This is a genomic window from Microbacterium sp. NPDC076911 (assembly GCF_040687125.1).
Lineage (GTDB): Bacteria > Actinomycetota > Actinomycetes > Actinomycetales > Microbacteriaceae > Microbacterium.
The window spans coordinates 68,955-89,524 of the sequence record NZ_JBFBMP010000005.1 but is presented as its reverse complement, the minus strand read 5'-3'; the positions used below and the strand labels follow the sequence as shown (position 1 = coordinate 89,524).

General features: G+C 63.5%; 22 protein-coding genes. 16 read left to right on the top strand and 6 right to left on the bottom strand.

Features of this window, described 5'->3' with window-relative positions; all coding sequences use genetic code 11:
* Positions 1-19 precede the first annotated feature (19 nt).
* Positions 20-973: an SDR family NAD(P)-dependent oxidoreductase gene (locus tag AB0O81_RS09350; RefSeq protein ID WP_363583539.1), complete on the bottom strand. Its 954-nt coding sequence runs from the start codon at positions 971-973 to the stop codon at positions 20-22.
* A gap of 41 nt (positions 974-1,014) precedes the next feature.
* On the opposite strand from AB0O81_RS09350, the gene AB0O81_RS09345 reads away from it, so the two are divergent.
* On the top strand, positions 1,015-1,824 hold the full coding sequence (locus tag AB0O81_RS09345) for an HAD-IIA family hydrolase (protein WP_363583537.1): 810 nt from the start codon (positions 1,015-1,017) through the stop codon (positions 1,822-1,824).
* Between the two features lie 31 nt (positions 1,825-1,855).
* Positions 1,856-2,431 carry a YdeI/OmpD-associated family protein gene (locus AB0O81_RS09340; RefSeq protein ID WP_363583535.1) on the top strand — a complete coding sequence of 192 codons (576 nt, stop codon included), beginning with the start codon at positions 1,856-1,858 and terminating at the stop codon, positions 2,429-2,431.
* 152 nt (positions 2,432-2,583) lie between these two features.
* On the opposite strand, the gene pyrE is transcribed toward AB0O81_RS09340, so the two are convergent.
* Positions 2,584-3,162: an orotate phosphoribosyltransferase gene (pyrE, locus tag AB0O81_RS09335; RefSeq protein WP_363583533.1), complete on the bottom strand. Its 579-nt coding sequence runs from the start codon at positions 3,160-3,162 to the stop codon at positions 2,584-2,586.
* 78 nt (positions 3,163-3,240) lie between these two features.
* Between pyrE and AB0O81_RS09330 the strand changes: the two genes are divergently transcribed.
* Positions 3,241-4,080: an exodeoxyribonuclease III gene (locus AB0O81_RS09330; protein WP_363583531.1), complete on the top strand. Its 840-nt coding sequence runs from the start codon at positions 3,241-3,243 to the stop codon at positions 4,078-4,080.
* A 3-nt stretch (positions 4,081-4,083) separates the two neighbouring features.
* Here the strand turns inward: AB0O81_RS09330 and AB0O81_RS09325 are convergent, their stop codons facing one another.
* Positions 4,084-4,653, bottom strand: a complete 570-nt coding sequence (locus AB0O81_RS09325) for a hypothetical protein (RefSeq protein ID WP_363583529.1) — start codon at positions 4,651-4,653, stop codon at positions 4,084-4,086.
* A gap of 86 nt (positions 4,654-4,739) precedes the next feature.
* Here AB0O81_RS09325 and AB0O81_RS09320 point away from each other — a divergent pair, with 86 nt between their 5' ends.
* From AB0O81_RS09320 to AB0O81_RS09305, 4 genes are all read left to right on the top strand, one after another.
* Positions 4,740-5,993: a histidine kinase gene (locus AB0O81_RS09320; protein WP_363583527.1), complete on the top strand. Its 1,254-nt coding sequence runs from the start codon at positions 4,740-4,742 to the stop codon at positions 5,991-5,993.
* A complete protein-coding gene (locus AB0O81_RS09315) occupies positions 5,990-6,658 on the top strand; it encodes a response regulator transcription factor (protein WP_363583525.1) in 669 nt (222 codons plus the stop codon). The genes AB0O81_RS09320 and AB0O81_RS09315 overlap by 4 nt, the downstream gene beginning before the upstream one ends.
* A 70-nt stretch (positions 6,659-6,728) precedes the next feature.
* Entirely contained in the window at positions 6,729-7,613 is an 885-nt protein-coding gene (locus tag AB0O81_RS09310) for an ATP-binding cassette domain-containing protein (RefSeq protein ID WP_363583523.1), read from the top strand.
* Positions 7,610-8,716: an ABC transporter permease gene (locus AB0O81_RS09305; RefSeq protein ID WP_363583521.1), complete on the top strand. Its 1,107-nt coding sequence runs from the start codon at positions 7,610-7,612 to the stop codon at positions 8,714-8,716. The genes AB0O81_RS09310 and AB0O81_RS09305 overlap by 4 nt, the downstream gene beginning before the upstream one ends.
* 39 nt (positions 8,717-8,755) lie before the next feature.
* Here the strand turns inward: AB0O81_RS09305 and AB0O81_RS09300 are convergent, their stop codons facing one another.
* Positions 8,756-9,529 carry an IclR family transcriptional regulator gene (locus AB0O81_RS09300; RefSeq protein ID WP_363583519.1) on the bottom strand — a complete coding sequence of 258 codons (774 nt, stop codon included), beginning with the start codon at positions 9,527-9,529 and terminating at the stop codon, positions 8,756-8,758.
* A 139-nt stretch (positions 9,530-9,668) separates the two neighbouring features.
* Here AB0O81_RS09300 and AB0O81_RS09295 point away from each other — a divergent pair, with 139 nt between their 5' ends.
* Genes AB0O81_RS09295 through dhaM form a run of 4 tightly spaced genes read left to right on the top strand, consistent with a single transcriptional unit; the run spans position 9,669 to position 12,874 of the window.
* Positions 9,669-10,433: an MIP/aquaporin family protein gene (locus AB0O81_RS09295; RefSeq protein WP_363583517.1), complete on the top strand. Its 765-nt coding sequence runs from the start codon at positions 9,669-9,671 to the stop codon at positions 10,431-10,433.
* Positions 10,434-10,457: 24 nt separating this feature from the next.
* Positions 10,458-11,450 (top strand): dihydroxyacetone kinase subunit DhaK, encoded by a 993-nt coding sequence (gene dhaK, locus AB0O81_RS09290; RefSeq protein WP_363583515.1) that lies wholly within the window; start codon positions 10,458-10,460, stop codon positions 11,448-11,450.
* A 28-nt stretch (positions 11,451-11,478) separates the two neighbouring features.
* Positions 11,479-12,114, top strand: a complete 636-nt coding sequence (dhaL, locus tag AB0O81_RS09285; RefSeq protein ID WP_363583513.1) for a dihydroxyacetone kinase subunit DhaL — start codon at positions 11,479-11,481, stop codon at positions 12,112-12,114.
* Position 12,115: 1 nt separating this feature from the next.
* Positions 12,116-12,874 (top strand): dihydroxyacetone kinase phosphoryl donor subunit DhaM, encoded by a 759-nt coding sequence (gene dhaM, locus AB0O81_RS09280; protein WP_363583511.1) that lies wholly within the window; start codon positions 12,116-12,118, stop codon positions 12,872-12,874.
* Positions 12,875-12,933: 59 nt separating this feature from the next.
* Here the strand turns inward: dhaM and AB0O81_RS09275 are convergent, their stop codons facing one another.
* Positions 12,934-14,733, bottom strand: a complete 1,800-nt coding sequence (locus AB0O81_RS09275; protein WP_363583509.1) for a glycoside hydrolase family 15 protein — start codon at positions 14,731-14,733, stop codon at positions 12,934-12,936.
* Between the two features lie 77 nt (positions 14,734-14,810).
* On the opposite strand from AB0O81_RS09275, the gene AB0O81_RS09270 reads away from it, so the two are divergent.
* Positions 14,811-16,184 (top strand): glucose-6-phosphate dehydrogenase, encoded by a 1,374-nt coding sequence (locus AB0O81_RS09270; protein WP_363583508.1) that lies wholly within the window; start codon positions 14,811-14,813, stop codon positions 16,182-16,184.
* Between the two features lie 184 nt (positions 16,185-16,368).
* A complete protein-coding gene (locus AB0O81_RS09265) occupies positions 16,369-16,962 on the top strand; it encodes a nitroreductase family protein (protein ID WP_363583507.1) in 594 nt (197 codons plus the stop codon).
* On the opposite strand, the gene rraA is transcribed toward AB0O81_RS09265, so the two are convergent.
* Complete coding sequence (gene rraA, locus AB0O81_RS09260) at positions 16,959-17,426, bottom strand: ribonuclease E activity regulator RraA (protein ID WP_363583505.1); 468 nt, start codon at positions 17,424-17,426, stop codon at positions 16,959-16,961. The two genes, AB0O81_RS09265 and rraA, sit on opposite strands and share 4 nt — an antisense overlap.
* Before the next feature lie 149 nt (positions 17,427-17,575).
* Between rraA and AB0O81_RS09255 the strand changes: the two genes are divergently transcribed.
* From AB0O81_RS09255 to AB0O81_RS09245, 3 genes are read left to right on the top strand one after another with little or no spacing between them, the layout of a single operon-like run.
* Entirely contained in the window at positions 17,576-18,703 is a 1,128-nt protein-coding gene (locus AB0O81_RS09255; protein WP_363583503.1) for a type III polyketide synthase, read from the top strand.
* Positions 18,700-19,413: a methyltransferase domain-containing protein gene (locus tag AB0O81_RS09250; protein WP_363583501.1), complete on the top strand. Its 714-nt coding sequence runs from the start codon at positions 18,700-18,702 to the stop codon at positions 19,411-19,413. The genes AB0O81_RS09255 and AB0O81_RS09250 overlap by 4 nt, the downstream gene beginning before the upstream one ends.
* Complete coding sequence (locus AB0O81_RS09245) at positions 19,406-20,542, top strand: NAD(P)/FAD-dependent oxidoreductase (protein WP_363583499.1); 1,137 nt, start codon at positions 19,406-19,408, stop codon at positions 20,540-20,542. The genes AB0O81_RS09250 and AB0O81_RS09245 overlap by 8 nt, the downstream gene beginning before the upstream one ends.
* Positions 20,543-20,570: the final 28 nt, after the last annotated feature.

The following is a 20,570-nucleotide window of genomic DNA, read 5'->3' as shown; positions in this document are numbered from 1 at the left end:
TAGCGCCTCAGCGCGACGTTCAAACCTCTGCGGCCTGCTCGAACGGCCACTGCACGCCGGTCACGTCTTCGCTGACCTGCCAGATGCGCCCAGCAACGTCGAGTGATCGCGTGATCTTCGAAGATTTCTGCAGTTTCGGCACGCCACGCATCGTGGACTTCGGGCCCCAGTACTCACCACCGCTGATGTCAGGGTCGACCAGAGCCCTCACGAGTGGCCACGCTCCGTGCTCCTTCGATTGGGTCATCGGAGCCTGCAGGTTGTCGAAGAATCGAGCGCTTCGCGAAGGCTCGTTCACGCCCGCAATGCCCGGGGTGCGGCCGCTCACCGAATAGCCGGGGTGAGCGACAACGCTGGTCACATCGACATCCGCGGCGCGAAGGCGACGATCAGCCTCGTAGCCGAGCACCGTCGTTGCGATCTTGGACTGCACGTAGGCCCGCCAGCCCGAGTAGTTGTCTGCGAGTTGGGGATCGACCGGATCGTACTGCGAAATCGACGTCGACATGCTGCCGAGCCACACCATGCGCCCTGACGCCGCGGCCAACGGCAACAACAGCGAGCCGGCGAGCGCGTAATGTCCGAGCGCGTTCGTGGCGAACACCATCTCGTTGCCGTCAAGCGTCACCTCACGCTCTTTCGGGGGGTGCACCATTCCCGCGTTCAGCAGCAGACCATCCAGCGGTCCGCGACCGCGCACGCTGGCGGCCGCGGAGCGTACTGAACCGAAGTTCGAGGTATCGAGAATCAGCGTTTCCGTAGCATCTGACTCAGCATCCGGAACTCTTCGACGGATCGCTGCGCGGGCGGCTGAGATGCGCTTCGGATTTCGCCCCGACATGATCACTCTGGCGCCCGCACGCACAAGCTGCTCAGAAGAGAAATATCCGAGCCCGGCGTTCGCGCCCGTGACGAGATACACCTTGCCCGTCAGATCAGGGAGGTGCTCTGGGTTCCAGGTCGTACTCGCCATCAGTACGACGATAGGCCCAGTTCGGGCCTAGGCTGGCCCATATGCGGACCCGAGCCGATATTGAATGCTGGTTGACCGACATGGACGGCGTGCTCGTGCACGAAAACCGTCCCGTTCCCGGTGCTGCCGAGTTGCTCGAACAATGGAGCACTCAGGGCACCCCGTTTCTCGTGCTCACAAATAACTCGATCTTCACTCCACGCGATCTGAGCGCTCGACTACGCGCATCAGGATTAGTCGTTCCCGAAGAATCGATCTGGACTTCTGCCCTGGCCACCGCGGACTTTCTCAAGTCGCAGACGCCCGGTGGCACGGCGTTCGTGATCGGCGAAGCGGGCCTGACGACGGCGTTGCACGAGGCTGGTTTCATCATGACCGAGACCGAACCCGACTACGTCGTGGTGGGTGAAACCCGCAACTATTCGTTCGAAGCGATCACGAAAGCCATCAGGTTCATCGTTGCGGGAGCTCGATTCATTGCAACAAATCCCGATGCGACTGGTCCGTCGGCTGACGGCGTGTTGCCCGCGACCGGAGCAATATCGGCGCTGATTACAAAGGCAACGGGCATGGAACCCTATGTCGTCGGAAAGCCGAATCCGATGATGTTCCGCTCCGCCCTCAACCGCATCGGTGCTCATTCAGAGAACACCGGCATGATCGGCGATCGCATGGACACCGACATCGTCGCTGGTATCGAGGCGGGCCTTCACACTGTGCTCGTGCTGACGGGGATCTCAAACGATGCGGAGATTCTTCGCTACCCGTTCCGCCCCGACGAAGTGCTTCATTCGGTGGCCGACCTGCTCTCGGAAGAACCTGTAGAAAGCGAAGACGTCAGCATTCTCTGAACGGCCCCCGAGCCCGGATAGGGTCGTTGGTATGGGCGCACTAGACGAGGGCGAGCGCATTCTCGTTCCGAATGCCGATGCCTGGCGGTCGTGGTTGGAAGCAAACCATCGCACGTCGAAAGGCGTGTGGCTGGTGCGTGCCCGTGCGGGATTCACTCTTGAAGCAGTTGGCTATGAGGATGCCGTGCGGCACGCGCTCTGCTTCGGCTGGATCGACGGCCCGACGCGCTCCTTCGACGAACGCATGGGAGGCCTGTGGTTCTCGCCGCGCCGACCAACGGGTGGCTGGGCCGCCACGAACAAGGCGCGATTGATTTTGCTCGAAGAGCAAGGCCTCATGGCTGAAGCAGGTTGGAAGGCGATCGCAGTCGCCAAGGCGAATGGTTCATGGGAGGTGCTCGACGGCCCCGAAGCGGGAATCGAGCCAGAGGCTTTCGCTCGGGCGTTGGATGCTGCTCCCGACGCGCGCGCCAATTGGGACGCCTTCCCCAAGTCCGTCAAGAAACTAGGGCTCAGCCAGATCGCGCTGGCGAAGCGCGAAGAGACGAAGTCTGCCCGCATCGCCAAGATCGTGGCGGACGCCTCGCAAGGAAAGCGACCAGCATGACCGAGCTTGAACAGAATCTGATCTTTGCCACCAGCGCCATCATCTTGGTGGGCACGCTGACCATGTTCATCTGGCAATGGTGGCGTGGCCGCGATCGCGACTGACAGCGCTCACGGCTGCCCGCCCGGCACGCCGAAGAGCCGTCGCCTCCGCTACTGGGGAGCGAGCCCCAGATCGTCGAGGTCAATCGCGGCAAGCCACTGCAATCCCTCAGCCTCAATCGCCGCCTGGGCACCGGTCTTTCGATCAACGATCACGGCAACGGCAACCGGCTCTGCCCCCTCTCGACGCAGCGCTTCTACAGCTTTGAGTGCGGACTGCCCGGTGGTGGAGGTGTCTTCGACGACAACGACACGCTTGCCGACGACGTCAGCACCTTCGAGCTGCCGACCACGGCCGTGGTCCTTCGGCTCCTTGCGCACCACGAACGCATCAAGGGGCGTGTCAGTGCGGGCCGACTCGTGCATCACCGAGTTGGCGATTGGGTCGGCGCCGAGTGTGAGACCGCCGACCGCGACGATGCCGTCGATATCGCGAATCAGATCGAGCATGATGCGACCGATGGCAGGCGCAGCGCGGTGGTCGAGCGTGAGCTTGCGCATATCGACGTAGTACGTCGCCTTCTTGCCGCTTGACAGCGTGAAGTCACCGTGAAACACGGCTTCAGCCTTGATCAGCCCGATGAGGGCTTGGCGGTCAGCTTCTACTGCAGGCGCGGAGGAGACAGTCATGGTGACGATTCTATTGAGTGCCCGTGAGCGTTGACGTCGTGTCTCGCAGTCTCGCGGCTCGACCGTAATGTTGAGTACATGCGTCTTGCCACCTGGAACGTCAACTCCATCCGTGCGCGCGTCGAGCGAACCGTTGAGTTCGCGGTACGCGAGTCGATCGATGTGCTCGCGATGCAAGAGATCAAGTGCAAAGTCGAGCAGTTTCCGTTCGCCAAGTTCGAAGAGGCGGGGTACCACGTTGCGGCGCACGGACTGTCACAGTGGAACGGCGTCGCCATCGCGAGTCGAGAGCCGATCGAAGACGTGGAGACCGCCTTCTCGAACATGCCTGGGTTCGCGAAAGGGCACGAGGGTCCGGATGCTCCACTTGAGGCCCGTGCCATCGGCGCCACTATCGGCGGCGTGAAGGTGTGGAGCCTGTACGTGCCGAACGGCAGAGCACTTGGCGACCCGCACTACGACTACAAGCTGCGCTGGCTCAAGGCGCTCGAGGAGTACGCGCGCGCATCGTTGTCCGATAACCCCGACCTCCCGCTCGCGCTCGTGGGGGATTTCAACATCGCCCCGACGGATGCCGACAACGGGGACCCGACGATCGTGCCGGGATTCGCGACCCACGTGTCGCCGCCCGAGCGCGAAGCGTTCGCGGCGCTTGAAGCCGCCGGGCTCACCGACGTCGTGCGCCCACTCGTCCCGACCGGCTACACGTACTGGGACTACAAGCAGTTGCGTTTTCCCCGCAACCAGGGGCTGCGCATCGACTTCATCATGGGGTCACCCACCTTCGCCGAAGGGGTCGTCGGCGCCGCGATTCACCGCGATGAACGCAAGGGCGAGATCCCCAGCGATCACGTGCCCGTCGTCGTCGATGTCGATCTGGAAGAGCCCGACGACGACGATCGTCCAATGATCTTCTGACGGCTAGTCGGGTGGTGCGGGCGTGCAATCGGCCGGCGCCGTATTGCCACTGAGCACAAAGTCTTCGCAGGTGAGAAACCGGTCTTGGACCAGGCCCAGCACGAACGACGTCGCGGCAATCCCGAGCACGACCGAGGTAATCAGCCATTTACTGCCGGTTGTGGTGTTGTGCGCGAAATCTGGCCACACGATGCGCACCAAGATCCACAGGGTGAAGGGCAACCCCACCAGCACCGCCAGGATCGCGCCGAGGTCGACGATGACCGCAAACAGGTCTTGCTCTTCGTCATTGAGCGTGAACATGAGCAGCAGCCACAGCGACGGCAGCAAGAGGAGGAACGCGCGCACGAGCCGACCACCGACCGGGCGGCGCTCGACAAGGACGAACACGAAAGCTGCGGTCGCCGCAGCCCAGATCGACATGAGCTGACCGAAGAAAATTTCACCGTACACACCCAGCGTGAACGACGGCCACCACACGGCCACCGACATCGCGACCATCACCACGCCGATAGGCACGTCACGGCGTCGCAGCTGCTGGGCAGCATCCAACTCATCGCCCGATTGACTCATGCAAGGAACGCTATCGGAAGCGGACTGCTCGCCGTCTCCCTCGCAAGGGGGATGCCGGAGTCATCCGTTGCGCCTAGCGTGAAGGCATGTCTTCTCATCCAGAAGCCGTGACGCAGCGACGCACGCCCGCGACCCCGGCAGAGTTACGCTCTGACGCTTGGCTCGCTGGTGCGCTGCTCGTCGGCGCGATCATCAGCGCAGCGCTCGGCGCCACTGCAGGACTGTTCGGTGACGATACTCCGAGCATCGGCTGGGCAATTCTTTTCAGCGCGGGGCTGACCGTTCCGCTTGCCTTCCGCCGCCGCACCCCCGAAGTTGCTGCGATCGCCGTCACCATCGCGTTCTTCATCGGTGTCACGGCGCGAATCCCCGAGTTCTACGTGAGCAACATCTCGCTGTTCATCGTGGTCTACTCGGTGGGCGCATGGGTCGACAACCGGCGCCGCGCATTCTGGGTGCGCACCGGCATCATCGTCGGAATGTTCATCTGGCTACTGGTCACCACTTTCCAAGCAGCCACAACCGACGACGACGGCGGACTGTCCCGCGAAGGGCTTTTCTCACCCTTCGTCGCATACATGCTGATTCAGTTTCTCGTCAACGCGGCGTTCTTTGGCGGTGCGTACTACATGGGCGATCGCGCATGTGCCTCGGCCCTCGACAGAACCGCCCTCGAGCAACGCACACGCGAACTCGAAGATGAACGTGAACTCACCGCCGCGCAGGCTATCGCCCTCGACCGGGTAGGCATCGCTCGGGAGCTGCACGATGTGGTCGCGCACCACGTCTCGTCTATGGGGGTGCAGGCGGGCGCTGCGCGCACGGTGCTCGACGCTGATCCGGTGGCGGCACGCACCGCGATGCTCGCCGTCGAGTCGTCTGCGCGAGCGGCTCTTGACGAACTTCGCCACCTGCTCGAGACGCTGCGATCCCCGCTCGACGACTCAGCGGATAGCTACACCCTCGCCGTGCACGACCTCGAGTCATTGGTCGCGCACGCGCGAGAGAATGGCATGCCGACAGCGCTGACGGTCATCGGCACTCCGATTCAGTTGCCCGAACTCGTGCAGCTCAATATCTATCGCATTGCGCAGGAAGCACTCACGAACGCACGCCGGCACAGCGGCGCAAGTGCCACCGCCGACGTACGCCTGCGGTACGACGAGACTGCGGTCGAACTCGAGATCGCAAATTCGGGGCGCGCCGTCGCGACAACCCGCGCAGGGCTCGGAACTCTCGGCATGCGCGAGCGCGCCACCGCCTCCGGTGGAACAATCGAGATTGGTCCGCGCCCACGCGGTGGATTTCTGGTGCGTGTGCGCATTCCGGTGCCTGCATGACTCGCGCTCCGATCAGCGTGCTGCTCGTCGACGATCACGCAATCATGCGCGTCGGCTTTCGCATGATTCTCGAAACCGCCAGCGATATCACCGTGGTCGGCGAAGCGGCGACTGGCGCCGAAGCGGTCGCGGCGGCGCGCGAACTGCGGCCGCGGGTGATTTGCATGGACGTGCAGATGCCCGAGATGGACGGCATTGAGGCCACCCGCAAGATCACCGAAATCGACGGGCTTGATGCGGCAATCGTCATCATCACCACATTCGACCGCGACGAGTATCTCTTCGCCGCGCTCGACGCGGGTGCCAGTGGCTTTCTCCTCAAGAACGCCGGCCCCGAGGAGCTCATCTCTTCTGTTCGTGTCGCCGCCGCGGGTGACGCACTGCTGGCCCCGGAGGTGACGAGACGCGTGATCGAGCGGTTTGCCGCCGCATCTGGCCGCGTGACCGCTCCGCCTGAGTCACCCATCGTCTCTGTCCCGCTCACCGAACGCGAGGCCGAGGTGCTGCAATTGCTTGCGCAAGCCCGCAGCAACGCCGAGATTGCGGCCGCACTGTTCATCGGTGAAGCCACCGTGAAAACTCATGTTTCGAACATTCTGCAAAAGCTTGGTGCGCGTGATCGGGTAGCGGCAGTGGTCTACGCGCACCGTCACGGTCTCACCTGATCACTCGCGGCCAGAGATTTCCCCCTCACGGGGGAGGCCCGGTCGAGGCGTCGGGCCTAGCGTTGAAACCATGCTGCAACTGACAGGGATCACGAAGTCCTACGGCGAACGTCTCGCCCTCGACGACGTCTCATTTGCCGTCAAACCCGGACGCCTCACCGGGTTCGTCGGCGGAAACGGCGCTGGCAAGACGACAACCATGCGCATCGTGCTGGGGGTGCTCGGCAGAGACGGCGGATCCATCGCACTCGACGGCGCGGCGCTCGCCACGGGTGACCGCCGCCGCTTCGGGTACATGCCCGAAGAGCGCGGGCTTTATCCGAAGATGAAGGTGCACGAGCACATCACCTACCTCGCACGCCTTCATGGCTTCTCGAAGTCCGATGCCTCAGCGCGAGCGAAAGCGTTGCTTGAGAAGCTCGGCCTCGGCGAGCGCCTTGCTGACAACGTTGAAACGCTTTCGCTCGGCAACCAGCAACGAGCACAGATCGCCGCCGCTTTAGTGCACGATCCTGAGGTGCTGATTCTCGATGAACCGTTCTCGGGCCTTGACCCACTCGCCGTCGACGTTGTCGCGGGAGTGCTTCACGAACGCGCAAAGTCCGGAGCTGCGGTGTTGTTCTCATCACACCAGCTCGATGTCGTCGAGCGCCTCTGCGATGACCTCGTGATAATCGCCGGCGGACGCATTCGCGCCGCTGGCTCTCGCGACGAACTCCGTGCCCAGCATTCGTCCCGCCGGTTTGAGCTGGTCTCTCGTGTCGACGCCGGTTGGTTGCGCGACGACCCGGGGGTAAAGGTGCTCGAATTCGACGGCGGCTACGCCCTATTCGACGCCGACTCCGATGAGGTCGCCCAGCGCGTGCTGCGCCGCGCTGTCGAGCTCGGCGACGTCGCAAGTTTCGCGCCGCAGCATCCCTCGCTCGCCCAGATCTTCAAGGAGGTAATCCAGTGAACACCGACGTCAATGTCGCTGCGCCCCCATTTGCACAGAGTGTGATCCTTGTCACCGAACGCGAGATTGGTTCGAAGCTGCGCAGCAAGGCATTCGTGATCTCGACCGCAATCCTCTTCGTCGGCGCGTTGATCGGCGTGATCTGGTTGGGGTTCTCCGCCAATAGCGCGTCCACGTCGGGTACCCCCGTCGCAGTCACCTCCGACGCGACGCAGTACGTACAAGATGTGCCCGGACTCGATGTCACCGAAGTTGCTGACCGGACTGCGGCCGAGTCGCTGGTGACCAGTGGCGACGTGGATGCTGCGGTGGTTGCCGACGCGTCGTCGCCCGTGGGCTTCACCCTCATCGCCGACGAAAGTGCGGGCAGCACCCTGCTGCTGACATTCGCCCAGGTGCCACCGGTCGAGGTACTCAACCCGGGCGACACAGACACGGCACTTGGCTACCTTGCCGCGATCGGCTTCGGGATCGTGTTCCTGATGGCCGCCTCCCTCTTTGGCGGAACGATCGCACAGAGCGTTGTTGAAGAAAAGCAGACGCGTGTGGTCGAGTTGCTGATCTCAGCCATTCCGGTCAGGGCACTGCTCGCCGGCAAGGTGATCGGCAATACGGTGCTCGCCATGGGTCAAGTCTTGATCCTCGCGTCGATCGCCATCGTGGGTCTCACCGTCACCGGCCAAACTGAATTGTTGCGCGGGCTGGGTGGCCCCATTGCGTGGTTCGCGGTGTTCTTCTTGTTCGGCTTCGTCTTGCTCGCATCGCTGTTCGCCGCTGCTGCGGCCATGGTGTCGCGGCAAGAAGACATCGGTTCCACCACGACGCCCTTGACGCTGCTCATCATGGCGCCGTACTTCTTGGTGATCTTCTTCTTCGACAATCCGCTGGTGCTCAAGATCATGTCGTACGTGCCGTTCTCGGCTCCCGTCGGCATGCCCCTGCGACTCTTCCTCGGTGAAGCGCAGTGGTGGGAGCCGCTGCTGTCACTGGCAATCCTCATTGCAACATGTGTCGCGGCGATCGCCATAGGCGCACGCATCTATCAGAACTCATTGCTGCGAATGGGCGCGCGCGTGAAGCTTCGCGACGCACTCAGCTCTTAGCCGCGATCGGACGCTGCCGTTTCAGTCGTCTGACCTACTTCAGTCGTCTGATCTTCGCTGCGCCACCGCGGGCGGCCAACTCGGAGCCCCCAGTTCACGCGAGATGTTGCGAGCGGCCTCGCGCAAGTCATTGAGCACCGTGTCGCCAGGCGGGTATTCGCTGGTGGGCATGACGACCGAAATCGCTGCGACGACCTGACCAGAACGGTCAGCAATCGGTGCGGCAATGGATGATTCGCCGAGGATGGCCTCGTCTTCGTCATGCGCTGCGCCACGCTCGACAACCTGCGCGAGTTGCACGGCCAGCGCGGCAGGATCAGTCGTGGTCGCACCCGTGAGACTGCGCAGCTCTCCCGCGAGTAGCGGATCGGCGACGTGGGGGTCATAGGCCAGCAGCACCTTGCCGAGCGCTGTGGCGTGGGCGGGAATCGTCACGCCGATTTCGGGCATCTGCTCCGACCCGTCAGGCCGACGATTGTGGTGGATCACAATAACCTCGTCAAACAGCGCCACTCCAAGCCGGGTAGCACAGCCTGTGCGGCGAGCAAGCTCGGCCGTCCAACGCATAGCGCGCGCACGCACGTCGAGCGTATCGAGATAGACGTTCGACAGCTTGAGCAGCGCGGGCCCCAGCATGTAGCGGGTCGTGCCCGGCTCTTTTGCGACGAGTCCGTGCTCTTGCAACGATTTGACGAGTCCGTGAACAGTTGAGGGGGGAAGCTCGAGAATTGCTGCAAGGTCGGTGATTCCGAGGTGGCGAGCACCCTGAAGGCTCGACAGAATCTTCGCTGCTCGATCGATTGACTGAATCATGCCCGCACCTCCTATGCCGCGGAAGAGCACGTGGTGAACGATAGCGCATTCATATCGACCCCTTGACAGCCTCCCACTTTCCGGCCATTATTCGATAATGTCGAAAGTAGTTCGACGCATCCAGTTCAAAGGAGACCTCATGGATGATGAAAACAAGCTCTGGCAGAAACTCGCCGCCGAGCTCATCGGAACCGCAATGCTCGTCTTTGTCGGTGTGGGTTCTGTGCCCGCGCTAGCCCTGGCTCGAGGCGGTGAGCCGTTTACCGGCGCCGAACTCGGCTTCATCTCACTGTCGTTCGCGCTGATCGTCGTCGTGACGGTATACATCTTCGGTTACATCTCGGGAAACCACATCAACCCGGCCGTGACCCTGGCCCTCGCCGTGACCGGCAAACACCCGTGGAAGCTCGTCGCGCCGTACATGATCGCTCAGGTCTTGGGCGCGATCATCGGCGCCGTCGTCATCCTTGGTGTCATGGGTCAAGCAGCCAGCGACCTTGGCCTGGGCGTGGCTGCCTATGGCGCTGACATCCCATGGACTCAAGCCTTCTTCGCAGAGTTCGTCGGCACTTTTCTTCTGGTGTTCGGTGTCTTCGGCGTCATTTACCGCAAAGCGGCTCTCGGCTGGGCAGGTCTCGTCATCGGATTCGTGGTCTTCGCCGCAATCATCCCCGTGGCGCCGATTACCGGTGCTTCGATCAACCCTGCTCGTACGATCGGACCCATGCTGGTGCAGCAGATCGCTGGCGGCACGATCGCCTGGGAGCAGCTTCCCGTCTATTTGATCGCTGAACTGCTCGGTGGCGTTGCAGCCGGTGTGCTCTTCGGCATCGTGGCCCACACCGCAGCCGACCGCGCTACCGCGGTCGAGTCCGCAGCCGCTGAGCCCGTCGCCAGCGCCTAACTCTCACTCTCAAAGGAAACTGAAATGAAGAAGTTCATCAATGAGCCCGCAGCCGTGCTCGCCGACTCACTCAAAGGCGTCGAAGCCGCCCACCCCGAGCTGCGCGTTGACCACGAGAACCGTGTGATCTATCGCGGCACGCCAACGCGAGAGGGCAAGGTTGCGCTGCTCTCGGGCGGCGGCACCGGCCACGAACCGCTGCACGGCGGCTTCGTCGGAACCGGCATGCTCGACGCCGCGTGCGCGGGCGAAGTGTTCACTTCGCCCACGCCCGATCAGATGCTCGCCGCCACACAGGCGGTCGATTCCGGTGCTGGCGTGCTTCACATCGTCAAGAACTACACCGGCGACGTACTGAACTTCGAGATGGCCGCAGAGCTTGCCGCTGCTGAAGGCGTGCGCGTTGAATCCATCATCGTCGATGACGACGTGGCCGTCGAAGACTCGACATTCACCGCTGGTCGCCGCGGCGTAGGCACAACCGTTCTTCTTGAAAAGATCGTTGGAGCTGCCGCCGAAGAGGGCTACGACCTCGATGCCGTGGTCGCACTCGCAAAGCGCGTGAATGCGAGCGGTCGATCGATGGGTGTCGCGCTCACCAGCTGCACCGTTCCTGCAGCCGGAAAACCGACCTTCGACCTGCCCGACGACGAGATGGAGGTGGGCGTCGGCATTCATGGCGAGCCCGGTCGCCACCGTGTGCCCATGGCAAGCGCAAAAGAGGTCGCCGCGATGCTGGTCGAGCCGATTCTTCACGATATCGATGCCAGCGGTGACGCCATCGTCATGCTCAACGGTCTCGGCGGCACTCCCCTCATCGAGCTTTACCTCATGTATGGAGAGGTCGCCGCACTGCTCGAAGAAGCCGGCGTGAAGGCAGTTCGATCCCTTGTCGGCAACTACATCACGAGCCTCGACATGGCCGGCTGCTCGCTCACGGTACTCAAGGCCGATGACGAGCTGCTGCGCCTATGGGATGCTCCTGTTGTGACGCCCGGCCTGCGCTGGGGCGCCTGAGAAGCAAAGCGAAGAGAGAAGAACCACCATGACTGATGTCACGATCGACCAACTGACCGATTGGCTCCGCCGCTTCCAGGCGCTCGTCACCGAACACCAGACCGAGCTCACCGAGCTCGACTCGGTGATCGGCGACGCCGACCACGGGGCCAACATGACACGCGGCATGAGTGCCGTGGCTGCAAAGCTCGACTCCGAAGAGTTCGAGACCATCGCAGACCTGTTCAAGGCTGTTGGTATGACGCTCGTGACCAGCGTCGGCGGAGCCAGCGGGCCGCTGTATGGCACCTTCTTCCTGCGGTTCGGCATGAGTGCTGGCGCCGTAAAAGCTCTGGATGCTGCCGGTACCGCCGCATCACTGCGTGCTGGTCTCGGCGGAATCGTTGCGCGCGGAAAAGCCGAGCAGGGCGACAAGACCATGTTTGACGCGATGTCTCCCGCGATCGACGCGTGGGATGCCGCCGTGACTGCGGGCGAGTCCGCTGCTCAAGCCTCGGCAGCGGCACTGGCTGCTGCCGAGGTGGGGCGGGACGCCACTATTCCGCTGGTGGCCCGCAAGGGTCGCGCAAGCTACCTCGGTGACCGCAGCGCCGGGCACCTTGACCCGGGTGCCGCGTCGACGACGTTGCTGTTCCGCGCCCTCAGCGACGCGCTAGGAGGATGACATGATCGGAATTGTTGTCGTCTCACACTCCCCCGCGCTCGCGCAGGCGGCCGTGGATCTTGCTCTCGAAATGGGCGGAGAAGCCCCACCAACAGTGCGCATCGCCGCTGGCACTTCTGACGGCTCGACGGGAACCGACGCGGTGGCAATTGCCGCCGCCATCGATGAAGTCGCCTCGCCCGATGGCGTGCTCGTGCTGATGGACCTGGGCTCAGCGATTCTGAGCGCCGGTATGGCTCTGGAGTTTGTCAGCAGCGATGCTGCCGTTCGTCTCAGCGATGCCCCCTTCGTTGAAGGGCTGATCGCGGCCGTCGTCGTCGCGGGAAGTGGCGCCTCACTCGATGACGTGGATGCTGAAGTGCGAAGGGCTCTCGATGGCAAGATCGCACAGCTCGACGGTGCGCCCGGCACGAAAGCTTCGGCTGAACCGGCCGCCGCACCGACACCGGAATCCGCGACACCAGCAGCACCCGCAACTAACGGCGACGCTGTGTTCACTGGCGTGATTCGCAATCCGTCAGGCTTGCATGCGCGCCCGGCGGCGGTGTTCGTCAAGACTGTGGGTCGCTATGACGCCAAGGTAACCATCACCGACCTCGGCAGCGGCAAGGCGCCGGCCTCGGGCGCTTCGTTGATCTCGCTCATGTCATTGGGCGTAACGCAGGGCGCCAAAGTCCGCATTGACGCGACCGGACCCGAGGCCACAGAAGTGATCGGCGAGCTAGAGAACCTCGTCGCGCAGGGCTTCGGCGAACTCTAAACACACACACGAATGGATGCCTCACCCTGCGCTGAGCGCGGGGTGAGGCATCCGTCGCTTCACGCGTTCTTCTTGTGCGCCGCGCGGCCACTGTGACCGACGAGCGCATCAGCCGCGCGCACGAGGGCGAGGTGCGACAGCGCTTGGGGGGTGTTGCCCGCGTGCCGCCGCAACGTCACGTCATACTCTTCCGACAGCAACCCGAGATCGTTTGAGAGACCGCAGACCTTGTCCATGAGCAGACGCGCATCGTGCAGTCGCCCACTAGCCGCATACTGCTCGACGAGCCAGAACGAGCATGCCAAGAACGGGTGTTCGTCGCCGGGCAGACCATCAACGCCCGTCTGGGTGCGATAGCGATGCAACAGTCCGTCGTGGAGCAGCGTGCGCTCCATTTCGGCAACCGTCGCCAGCATGCGAGGGTCGTCCGCCTCGCAGAAGCCAACCTGCGGCAGCAACAGCAGCGCGGCATCCACATCGGTCGAGCCATAGGTCTGCACAAAGTGCCCGCCTTCGTGGTCGACGCCACGATCGTCGATCTCTGCTCTCACCCGATCGCGCAGCGCTTCCCAGCGCTCCGCGTCGCCGTCAAGCCCAAACTCTCGCACGGCTCGCGCACCGCGATCGAACGCGGCCCAGATCATCACGCGCGAGTGGGTGAAGTAGCGAGGTTCGCCACGGATCTCCCAGATGCCGTTGTCGGCACGGTCGACGTTGCGCTCAACGAAATCGAGCAACGCCCGCTGCAACGGCCATGAGAACTCGGTCTCATCGACCCCGGCCATTCGCGCCGCTTCAAGCGCGACCATGACCTCGCCGATCACGTCGGCCTGATACTGGTCGACTGCTCCGTTGCCGATGCGCACCGGAGCTGCTCCGTCATAGCCGGGAAGGTGATCCAGTGTGCGCTCTGTCAGGTCACGCTCACCCGAGAGCCCGTACATGATCTGCAGGTCTTCCGGGCTACCCGCAATCGCGCGCAACAACCAACGGCGCCACGATTGCGCTTCTTCAACGAAGCCATGATCAAGCAACGCTTCCAGCGTCAACGATGCATCGCGAAGCCACACATAGCGGTAGTCCCAGTTGCGCACGCCTCCGAAGTCCTCGGGTAGCGACGTCGTCGCCGCCGCGACGATTCCGCCGGTGTCTTCGTGGGTGAGCGCTCGAAGAACGAGCAGCGATCGCACGACCTCGCGGTGGTGCGGGCCCGCGTGCTCGATGCCCTCCGCCCACTTCGACCACCAGGCGACGGTGCTGGCGAGCGCCGCATCGACATCAATCGGGGCGGGAACATCCTTGTGCGAAGAAAACCATGTCAGCGTCAGGTCTACCTGCTCGCCAGCCGCAACAGTGACTGTGCCGCGGTGCGCGTGGTCCGACGCGGTGAGGCGAGCGCCCCGCACAACGAGCGCATCGGGCCCGGCCGTTGCAACCAGAGCGGGCGCGTCATCGGTGCCCGCCTGGCGCATCCAGGGCATTGCCCGTGCGTAGTCGAAGCGCACCCGCAGTTCCTGTTCAAATTCAACGGTGCCTTCGATGCCACGCACACGTCGCAGCACGTCCGCGCGACGATCGCCGTGCGGCATCACGTCGATGACCTCCGCGATGCCCGACGATGTCTGCCAGCGCGTGACCAAGATGAAGCCATCGCCGTCGTAGTGCCTGGTCGTCTCAGCGTCGGGGTCGGTGGGGCGCAGCATCCATCTGCCGTGACTATCGTCACCGAGCAACGCGCCAAACGTCGACGGGGAGTCGTAGCGGGGCAGACACAGCCAATCAATGCTGCCCTCGCGCGAGACGAGAGCTGCGGTGTGGCAGTCGCTGAGAATTGCGTAGTCCTCGATCGGTGAAGCCATGGGTTCGATTGTGTCAGTCTGCGCGGCAGCGCCGGGCCGATACATGCCCGAAAGGCCCGGCGGCTAAGGTGGGCGGCATGACGGACTCGGAAACGACCCTGTGCATTCTCGGCGCCTCTGGCGATCTCACCTTCAGGCTGCTGTTGCCGGCGCTCGGTCAGCTTCTCACCGAAGAACCAGACCGCACGGTGCACCTCGTCGGCGCCGGGATGGACGACTGGACAGACGAGAAGTGGCGCTCGGTAGTCGCCGACTCGTTCGCTACCGCCAATGCCGCGGGCGCCACCGTCGACGCGATACTCAAAGGCGCTCGCTATCGCAAGAGCGACATCACCGACTCAACAGACTTCGCCGCTCTGCTGGGCACCTGCTCGGGAACGGTGGCGCTCTACTTCGCAGTGCCCCCGGCCATTGCCGCGAAGGCATGCACAGCGCTTGAATCTGTCGGCCTGCCCGACGGACTCATCCTCGCGCTTGAGAAACCTTTCGGCACCGACGAAGAGAGCGCGAAGGTGCTCAATGAACAGCTGACGCGAGTGGTGCCCGAAGAGCAGGTGCATCGCATCGACCACTTTCTCGGGCGCTCGACCGTGCTTAACGTGCTCGGTCTGCGATTCGCCAACCGCGTCTTCGAGCCGGTCTGGTCAAGCGAGCACATTGAATCTGTGGCAATTCGCTACGACGAAACGCTGGGGCTAGAAAACCGCGCTGGGTACTACGACAAGGCGGGCGCGATGGTCGACATGATCCAGAGCCACCTGCTGCAGGTGCTCGCGATCGTCGCGATGGATCCGCCCGCCACATTAGATGCCGCGGACTTTCGTGAAGCGAAAGCGACCGCGCTGCGCGCCACCAGCGTGTGGAACCACGACCCCGCGGCCAACTCGCGCCGCGCCCGTTACACCGCCGGCTCCATCAACGGTCGCGAACTGCCGAACTATGTCGATGAGGGCGGCGTCGATGTCTCTCGCAATACTGAGACTCTTGCCGAGGTCACCTTTGCCGTAGCCACGCATCGCTGGGCCGGCGTGCCGTTCACGCTGCGCTCGGGCAAAGGGCTCGGCGAAAAGTGCAGCGAGATCGTCATTCGCTTCCGACAAGTGTCGCTGCTGCCATCCGGCTTCGACGGCTCTACCGAACCATCGGTGCTTCGTCTCTCGCTCGGTGCCGACAAGATGGCGCTCGAGCTCAACCTCAACGGCCCCGGCGCACCGTTTCACCTCGATCGCGCCACTCTTGAAGCAGACTTCAGCGAAGGTGAGCGCCGAGCCTATAGCGAAGTACTCGCGGGCATCATCGACGGCGATCCGTCGCTTTCGGTGCGTGGCGATACCGCCGAGCGGTGCTGGCACATCGTGCAGCCGGTGCTTGAGGCATGGGCCGCCGATCAGGTGCCGCTCGAGGACTATCCCGCCGGTTCGTCAGGGCCGAAGGCGTGGCCCGAGCTCTAGGCGGGTCCCTCTTTCTGCATGACATCGCTTGCTTCGCTCGCCAGCATTCTCTGCTTCGGTGTCGTTGTCTAGAGCCGTTCGGTAATTGTGGATGCCGCATGCAGGGAATTCCTGCGTGCGTATGTTGTTATCGAAAGTGCGGTCACCGGCGCCCGAGCAGCATCCATTGATTGAAGGAACTCCGATGACCAACGGAACTGTGCTCACTTCTGACCGCCTCGCTAAGACCGATAGTCCCGTCTTGGACGTATTGGCCGGTCGTTGGAGCCCGCGCGCATTCGATGCCGCGGCCCACATCGATGAGATCAAGCTCGCCAGCGCGCTCGAAGCCGCCCGCTGGTCGCCGTCTGCACACAACCTGCAACCGTGGCGCTTCATCGTCGCCCGCCGGGGCACTACAGCACACGACACTCTGGTCGCGTCGCTTCTGGGCTTCAACCAGGCGTGGGCAGCCAATGCGGGAGCGCTCATCATCGCTGTTGCAGAGACCACCGCCGAAGACGGCACAGAGATCGGATTCGCAGCCTACGATCTTGGCCAGGCAGTGGCACACCTGAGCGTGCAAGCACATCACGACGGGCTTCACGTGCACCAGATGGGCGGCTTCGACCGCGATGCGGTGCGCAGCGCATTCGATCTTTCAGAGCGCTTCACTCCGATGACGGCAATTGCGATCGGCGAGATTGGTGAGGCTGGCAGCCTTCCCGAGGCACTTGCTGAGCGCGAAGTCGCTCCTCGGGTGCGGCGTCCGGTCAGCGAATTGATTCTCGGGGCCTAGCGCTCGACGAGCACTCCGTCGGCATCTGCCCACACGTGCTTGCCGGGTGTGAACAGCACCCCCGCGATGACGACATCCGTGTCGGCTTCACCCACCCCGTCTTTTGCGCTCTTGCGTGGGTTGCTGCCGAGTGCTTTGACGCCGAGCGGCAGCATCCCCAGCGCTTCACGGTCTCGAATGACACCGTTGACAATCACACCCGCCCAGCCGTTCTTGACGGCTGATGCACCGATCAGGTCTCCCACAAGCGCAGACTCCAGAGAGCCGCCGCCGTCAATGACGAGCACCGCGCCTTCGCCCGGTGTCGCGAGCATCGCCTTGACCAATGCGTTGTCGCGGTGGCAACGCACGGTACGAATCGGGCCATCAAAACTCACGTGCCCGCCGAGGTCAAGCATGGGTAGCGAGAGCGAGTCGAGCGCTTCACCACGTTCGTCATAGAGGTCAGCCGTCGCGATGGTCATGCCCCCAGGCTAAGGGCGAGTGGATGCTGCGCCGGTGGGGCTCTGCGGTGAAAAATCGCAGAGTTTCACGTCCAGTGAATGCCTAGCCGGTGGGGGCCCACGTCGCAAGCGCGACCCACGCACCGACTGTGCGTGCTTAGGTGGGGAGTATGACGGCGCGCATCCTCTCCCTCGCCACGGCGGTGCCCCCTACTCGTGTGGCGCAGACGCGGATACGCGACTTCTTGACGTCTCAACCCGGCACAGACCGACTCAGCCAGAGACTCATCCACGCTTCATTTGACGCTGCTGCCATCGACTACCGACATACGGTGCTGACCCAATTGGGTGATGCCACCGCCGAACCCGCCGGCGGAGGATCTGCGCACCGGGGCCCTGATTTCGTGGTCGACGAACAACTTCTGATTCCGAGCACTGGAACCAGAAACGACGTGTACACCGCGGTCGCGCCTGACCTTTCGGCGCGTGCGGCTGCGCATGCCATCGCAGAAGCACACGTGAACGCCGAAGACATCACCCATGTCGTCACAGTCTCGTGCACCGGGTTTTTCGCCCCGGGTCCCGACTACCGACTCGTCCGCGACCTCGGGCTGGCTGCCACGGTCGAGCGGTATCACCTGGGCTTCATCGGCTGCGCCGCTGCTATCCCTGCACTTCGCCTTGCCGCGCGGATCACCTCGGCTCAGCCCGATGCCGTGGTGCTGGTGGTGTGTGCAGAACTATGCACCTTGCACGTGCGGGCATCGAACGACCCCCAGCAGATCGTCGCGGCATCGGTGTTCGCAGACGGGGCGGGTGCCGCGATCGTATCGGCACGCGCGGAGCTGGGGCGCCACGGCGGACTAGATATGGAGCGCTTCGCGACCACCCTCACCGGGCAAGGCGAAAGCGACATGGTCTGGACGATCGGCGACGCCGGCTTCGAGATGACACTTTCGGCAGAGGTGCCGCGCATCATCGGCCGCGAGATCCGCGGTGCAGTCGATGCCTTTCTCGGCGTGGACGCACAACCGGATGCCTGGGCAGTGCACCCCGGTGGACGGAGCGTTCTTGACCGCGTCGAAACCGGGCTGGATCTCGCACCGCGCGCGATTGACTCCTCACGCGCCGTATTGCGACAGTACGGAAACATGTCGAGCGCAACGCTCCTCTTCATCTTGCGCGAGATGCTCCACAACGAAGAGCTCGGCGACGGTGACAGCGTGTGTGCACTCGCATTCGGCCCAGGGCTGACTGTTGAGTCGGCGCTTCTCACGAAGCGGTCAGCCACAGCATGACTGCCCGCACCCGCACCACCCTCAGCATCCGCGACGAACAACTGCGTGAACTGATGGACGACCCGGAGTGTGACCCTGAACGACTTCGCGCAACACTGCGTCGATTCCACACCGTCAACCGACTCATCTCCGGCTGGGGCACGGTTTACCGCAGCAATCTCGCACCCTTCCTCGTCGGGCTTCGTCGTCCAGCGAGGGTACTCGACCTCGGCTCGGGCGGAGGGGATATCGTGCTCCGTCTGGCCGCGCTGGCCGAAACGGACGGGCTTGACGTCGAGTGGGTTGGCGCCGACCCTGACCCCCGCGCGTTGCGTGCTGCGAACGAGCGACCTCACCCACCAGGGGTGACCTTCCGCGCCGCTGACGCCGACGACTTGCTGCGCGGTGGCGAAAGGTTTGACGCCGTGTTGTCGAACCACGTGCTTCATCACCTCGACTCTGTTCAGATCCGAGACTTCGCCGACGCGTCAGCGCAGTTGTCGACTGGTATCGTGCTGCACTCTGATATCGCCCGCAGTCGCGCCGCCTACGCGCTGTACGCCGTCGGGATCACTCCACTCGCCCCGGGAACGTTTCTGCGCACTGATGGCCTCCGCTCGATCCGTCGAAGCTTTCGTCGCGCCGAGCTCTCACGCGTGCTCGGCAAAGAATGGGCTGTCGACACTCCTAGCGCATTTCGACTGCTCGCCTCGCGATTAGGCCATGCCTGACGTCGTCATTGTCGGCGCGGGGCCGGTAGGCATGCTCCTCGCCGCCGAACTGTCGCGTTCGGGAGTTGAAGTGTTGGTGCTTGAGCGTCGCACAGAAGCCGGAGCCGGCAGTCGCGCGATTGGGATCCATGCCCCCGTGCTGACAGCGCTTGAGAGCTCTGGTATCACCGACGAACTGCTCGAAAATGCACAGCGGGTCTGGCGCGGTGAAGCGCGCTCACGCGGAAAGAGGCTAGGCCTCGTGAACTTCGACCGCTCGCGCAGTCGCTTCGGGTTCGTGGCCACATTGCCGCAAGCCGCTACTGAGCAGGTGCTTGCATCGCGCGCACCAACCCCGTTGCGCGGTGCGCACGTCGTTGGCCTGAAACCCGACGAATCGGGGGTGCGCGTGCGGTCCCGCATCGAGGGCCGGATCACTGAATCGCGTTCTCCTCTCGTAGTGGTCGCTTCTGGAAGCTCCGGTCGCGATCTCGTATTCCGACGCCGCGCGATTTCGACTCGTATCTATCGCGATCGCTACGTGATGACGGATGCAGTCGCAGGCCCGTTCGCCGACCCGCAGACCGCAGTCGTCCACCTCGATTCCTCGGGTGTACTGGAGTCATTTCCGCTGCCCGATGGGTTCCGGCGATACGTGGCTTGGGATGACGAACTCCCTGACGACGCAACCGCGCGGGTGAGCAGGTTGCGGCAGGTAGTGGCATCACGCGAGGGAGCAGAATCAGCCTCGGCGGTCGAGACAGCCACGTCGTTCGGCGTGCGCCGGTTCGTCGCTTCTCATTTGCGTCACGGCCGACTGTTCGTCATCGGAGATGCCGCCCACGAGGTGAGCCCAATTGGCGGGCAGGGCATGAACCTCGGCCTACTCGATGCCGCAACGCTGGCACCCCTGCTCACACAATGGGTTCGTTCTGGCGCAGCCCCCGAAGACGAACTCGAGCGCTGGGAACGCCGGCGCGTGACATCAGCCCGACGTGCCGCAGCTCTCGCCTCGATGAACACGCGGCTGGGTCGACCCCTCCATCCCGCGGCCGATCAAGTGCGAAGAGCGGCGGTCAGCACCATGCTTTCGAGAACAGGCAACCTGTTCGCCCATGCGTACTCAATGGGCCTCGACAAAGACGCATGAGGTCCGCGGTGCAGCCTCGGCGACGGAC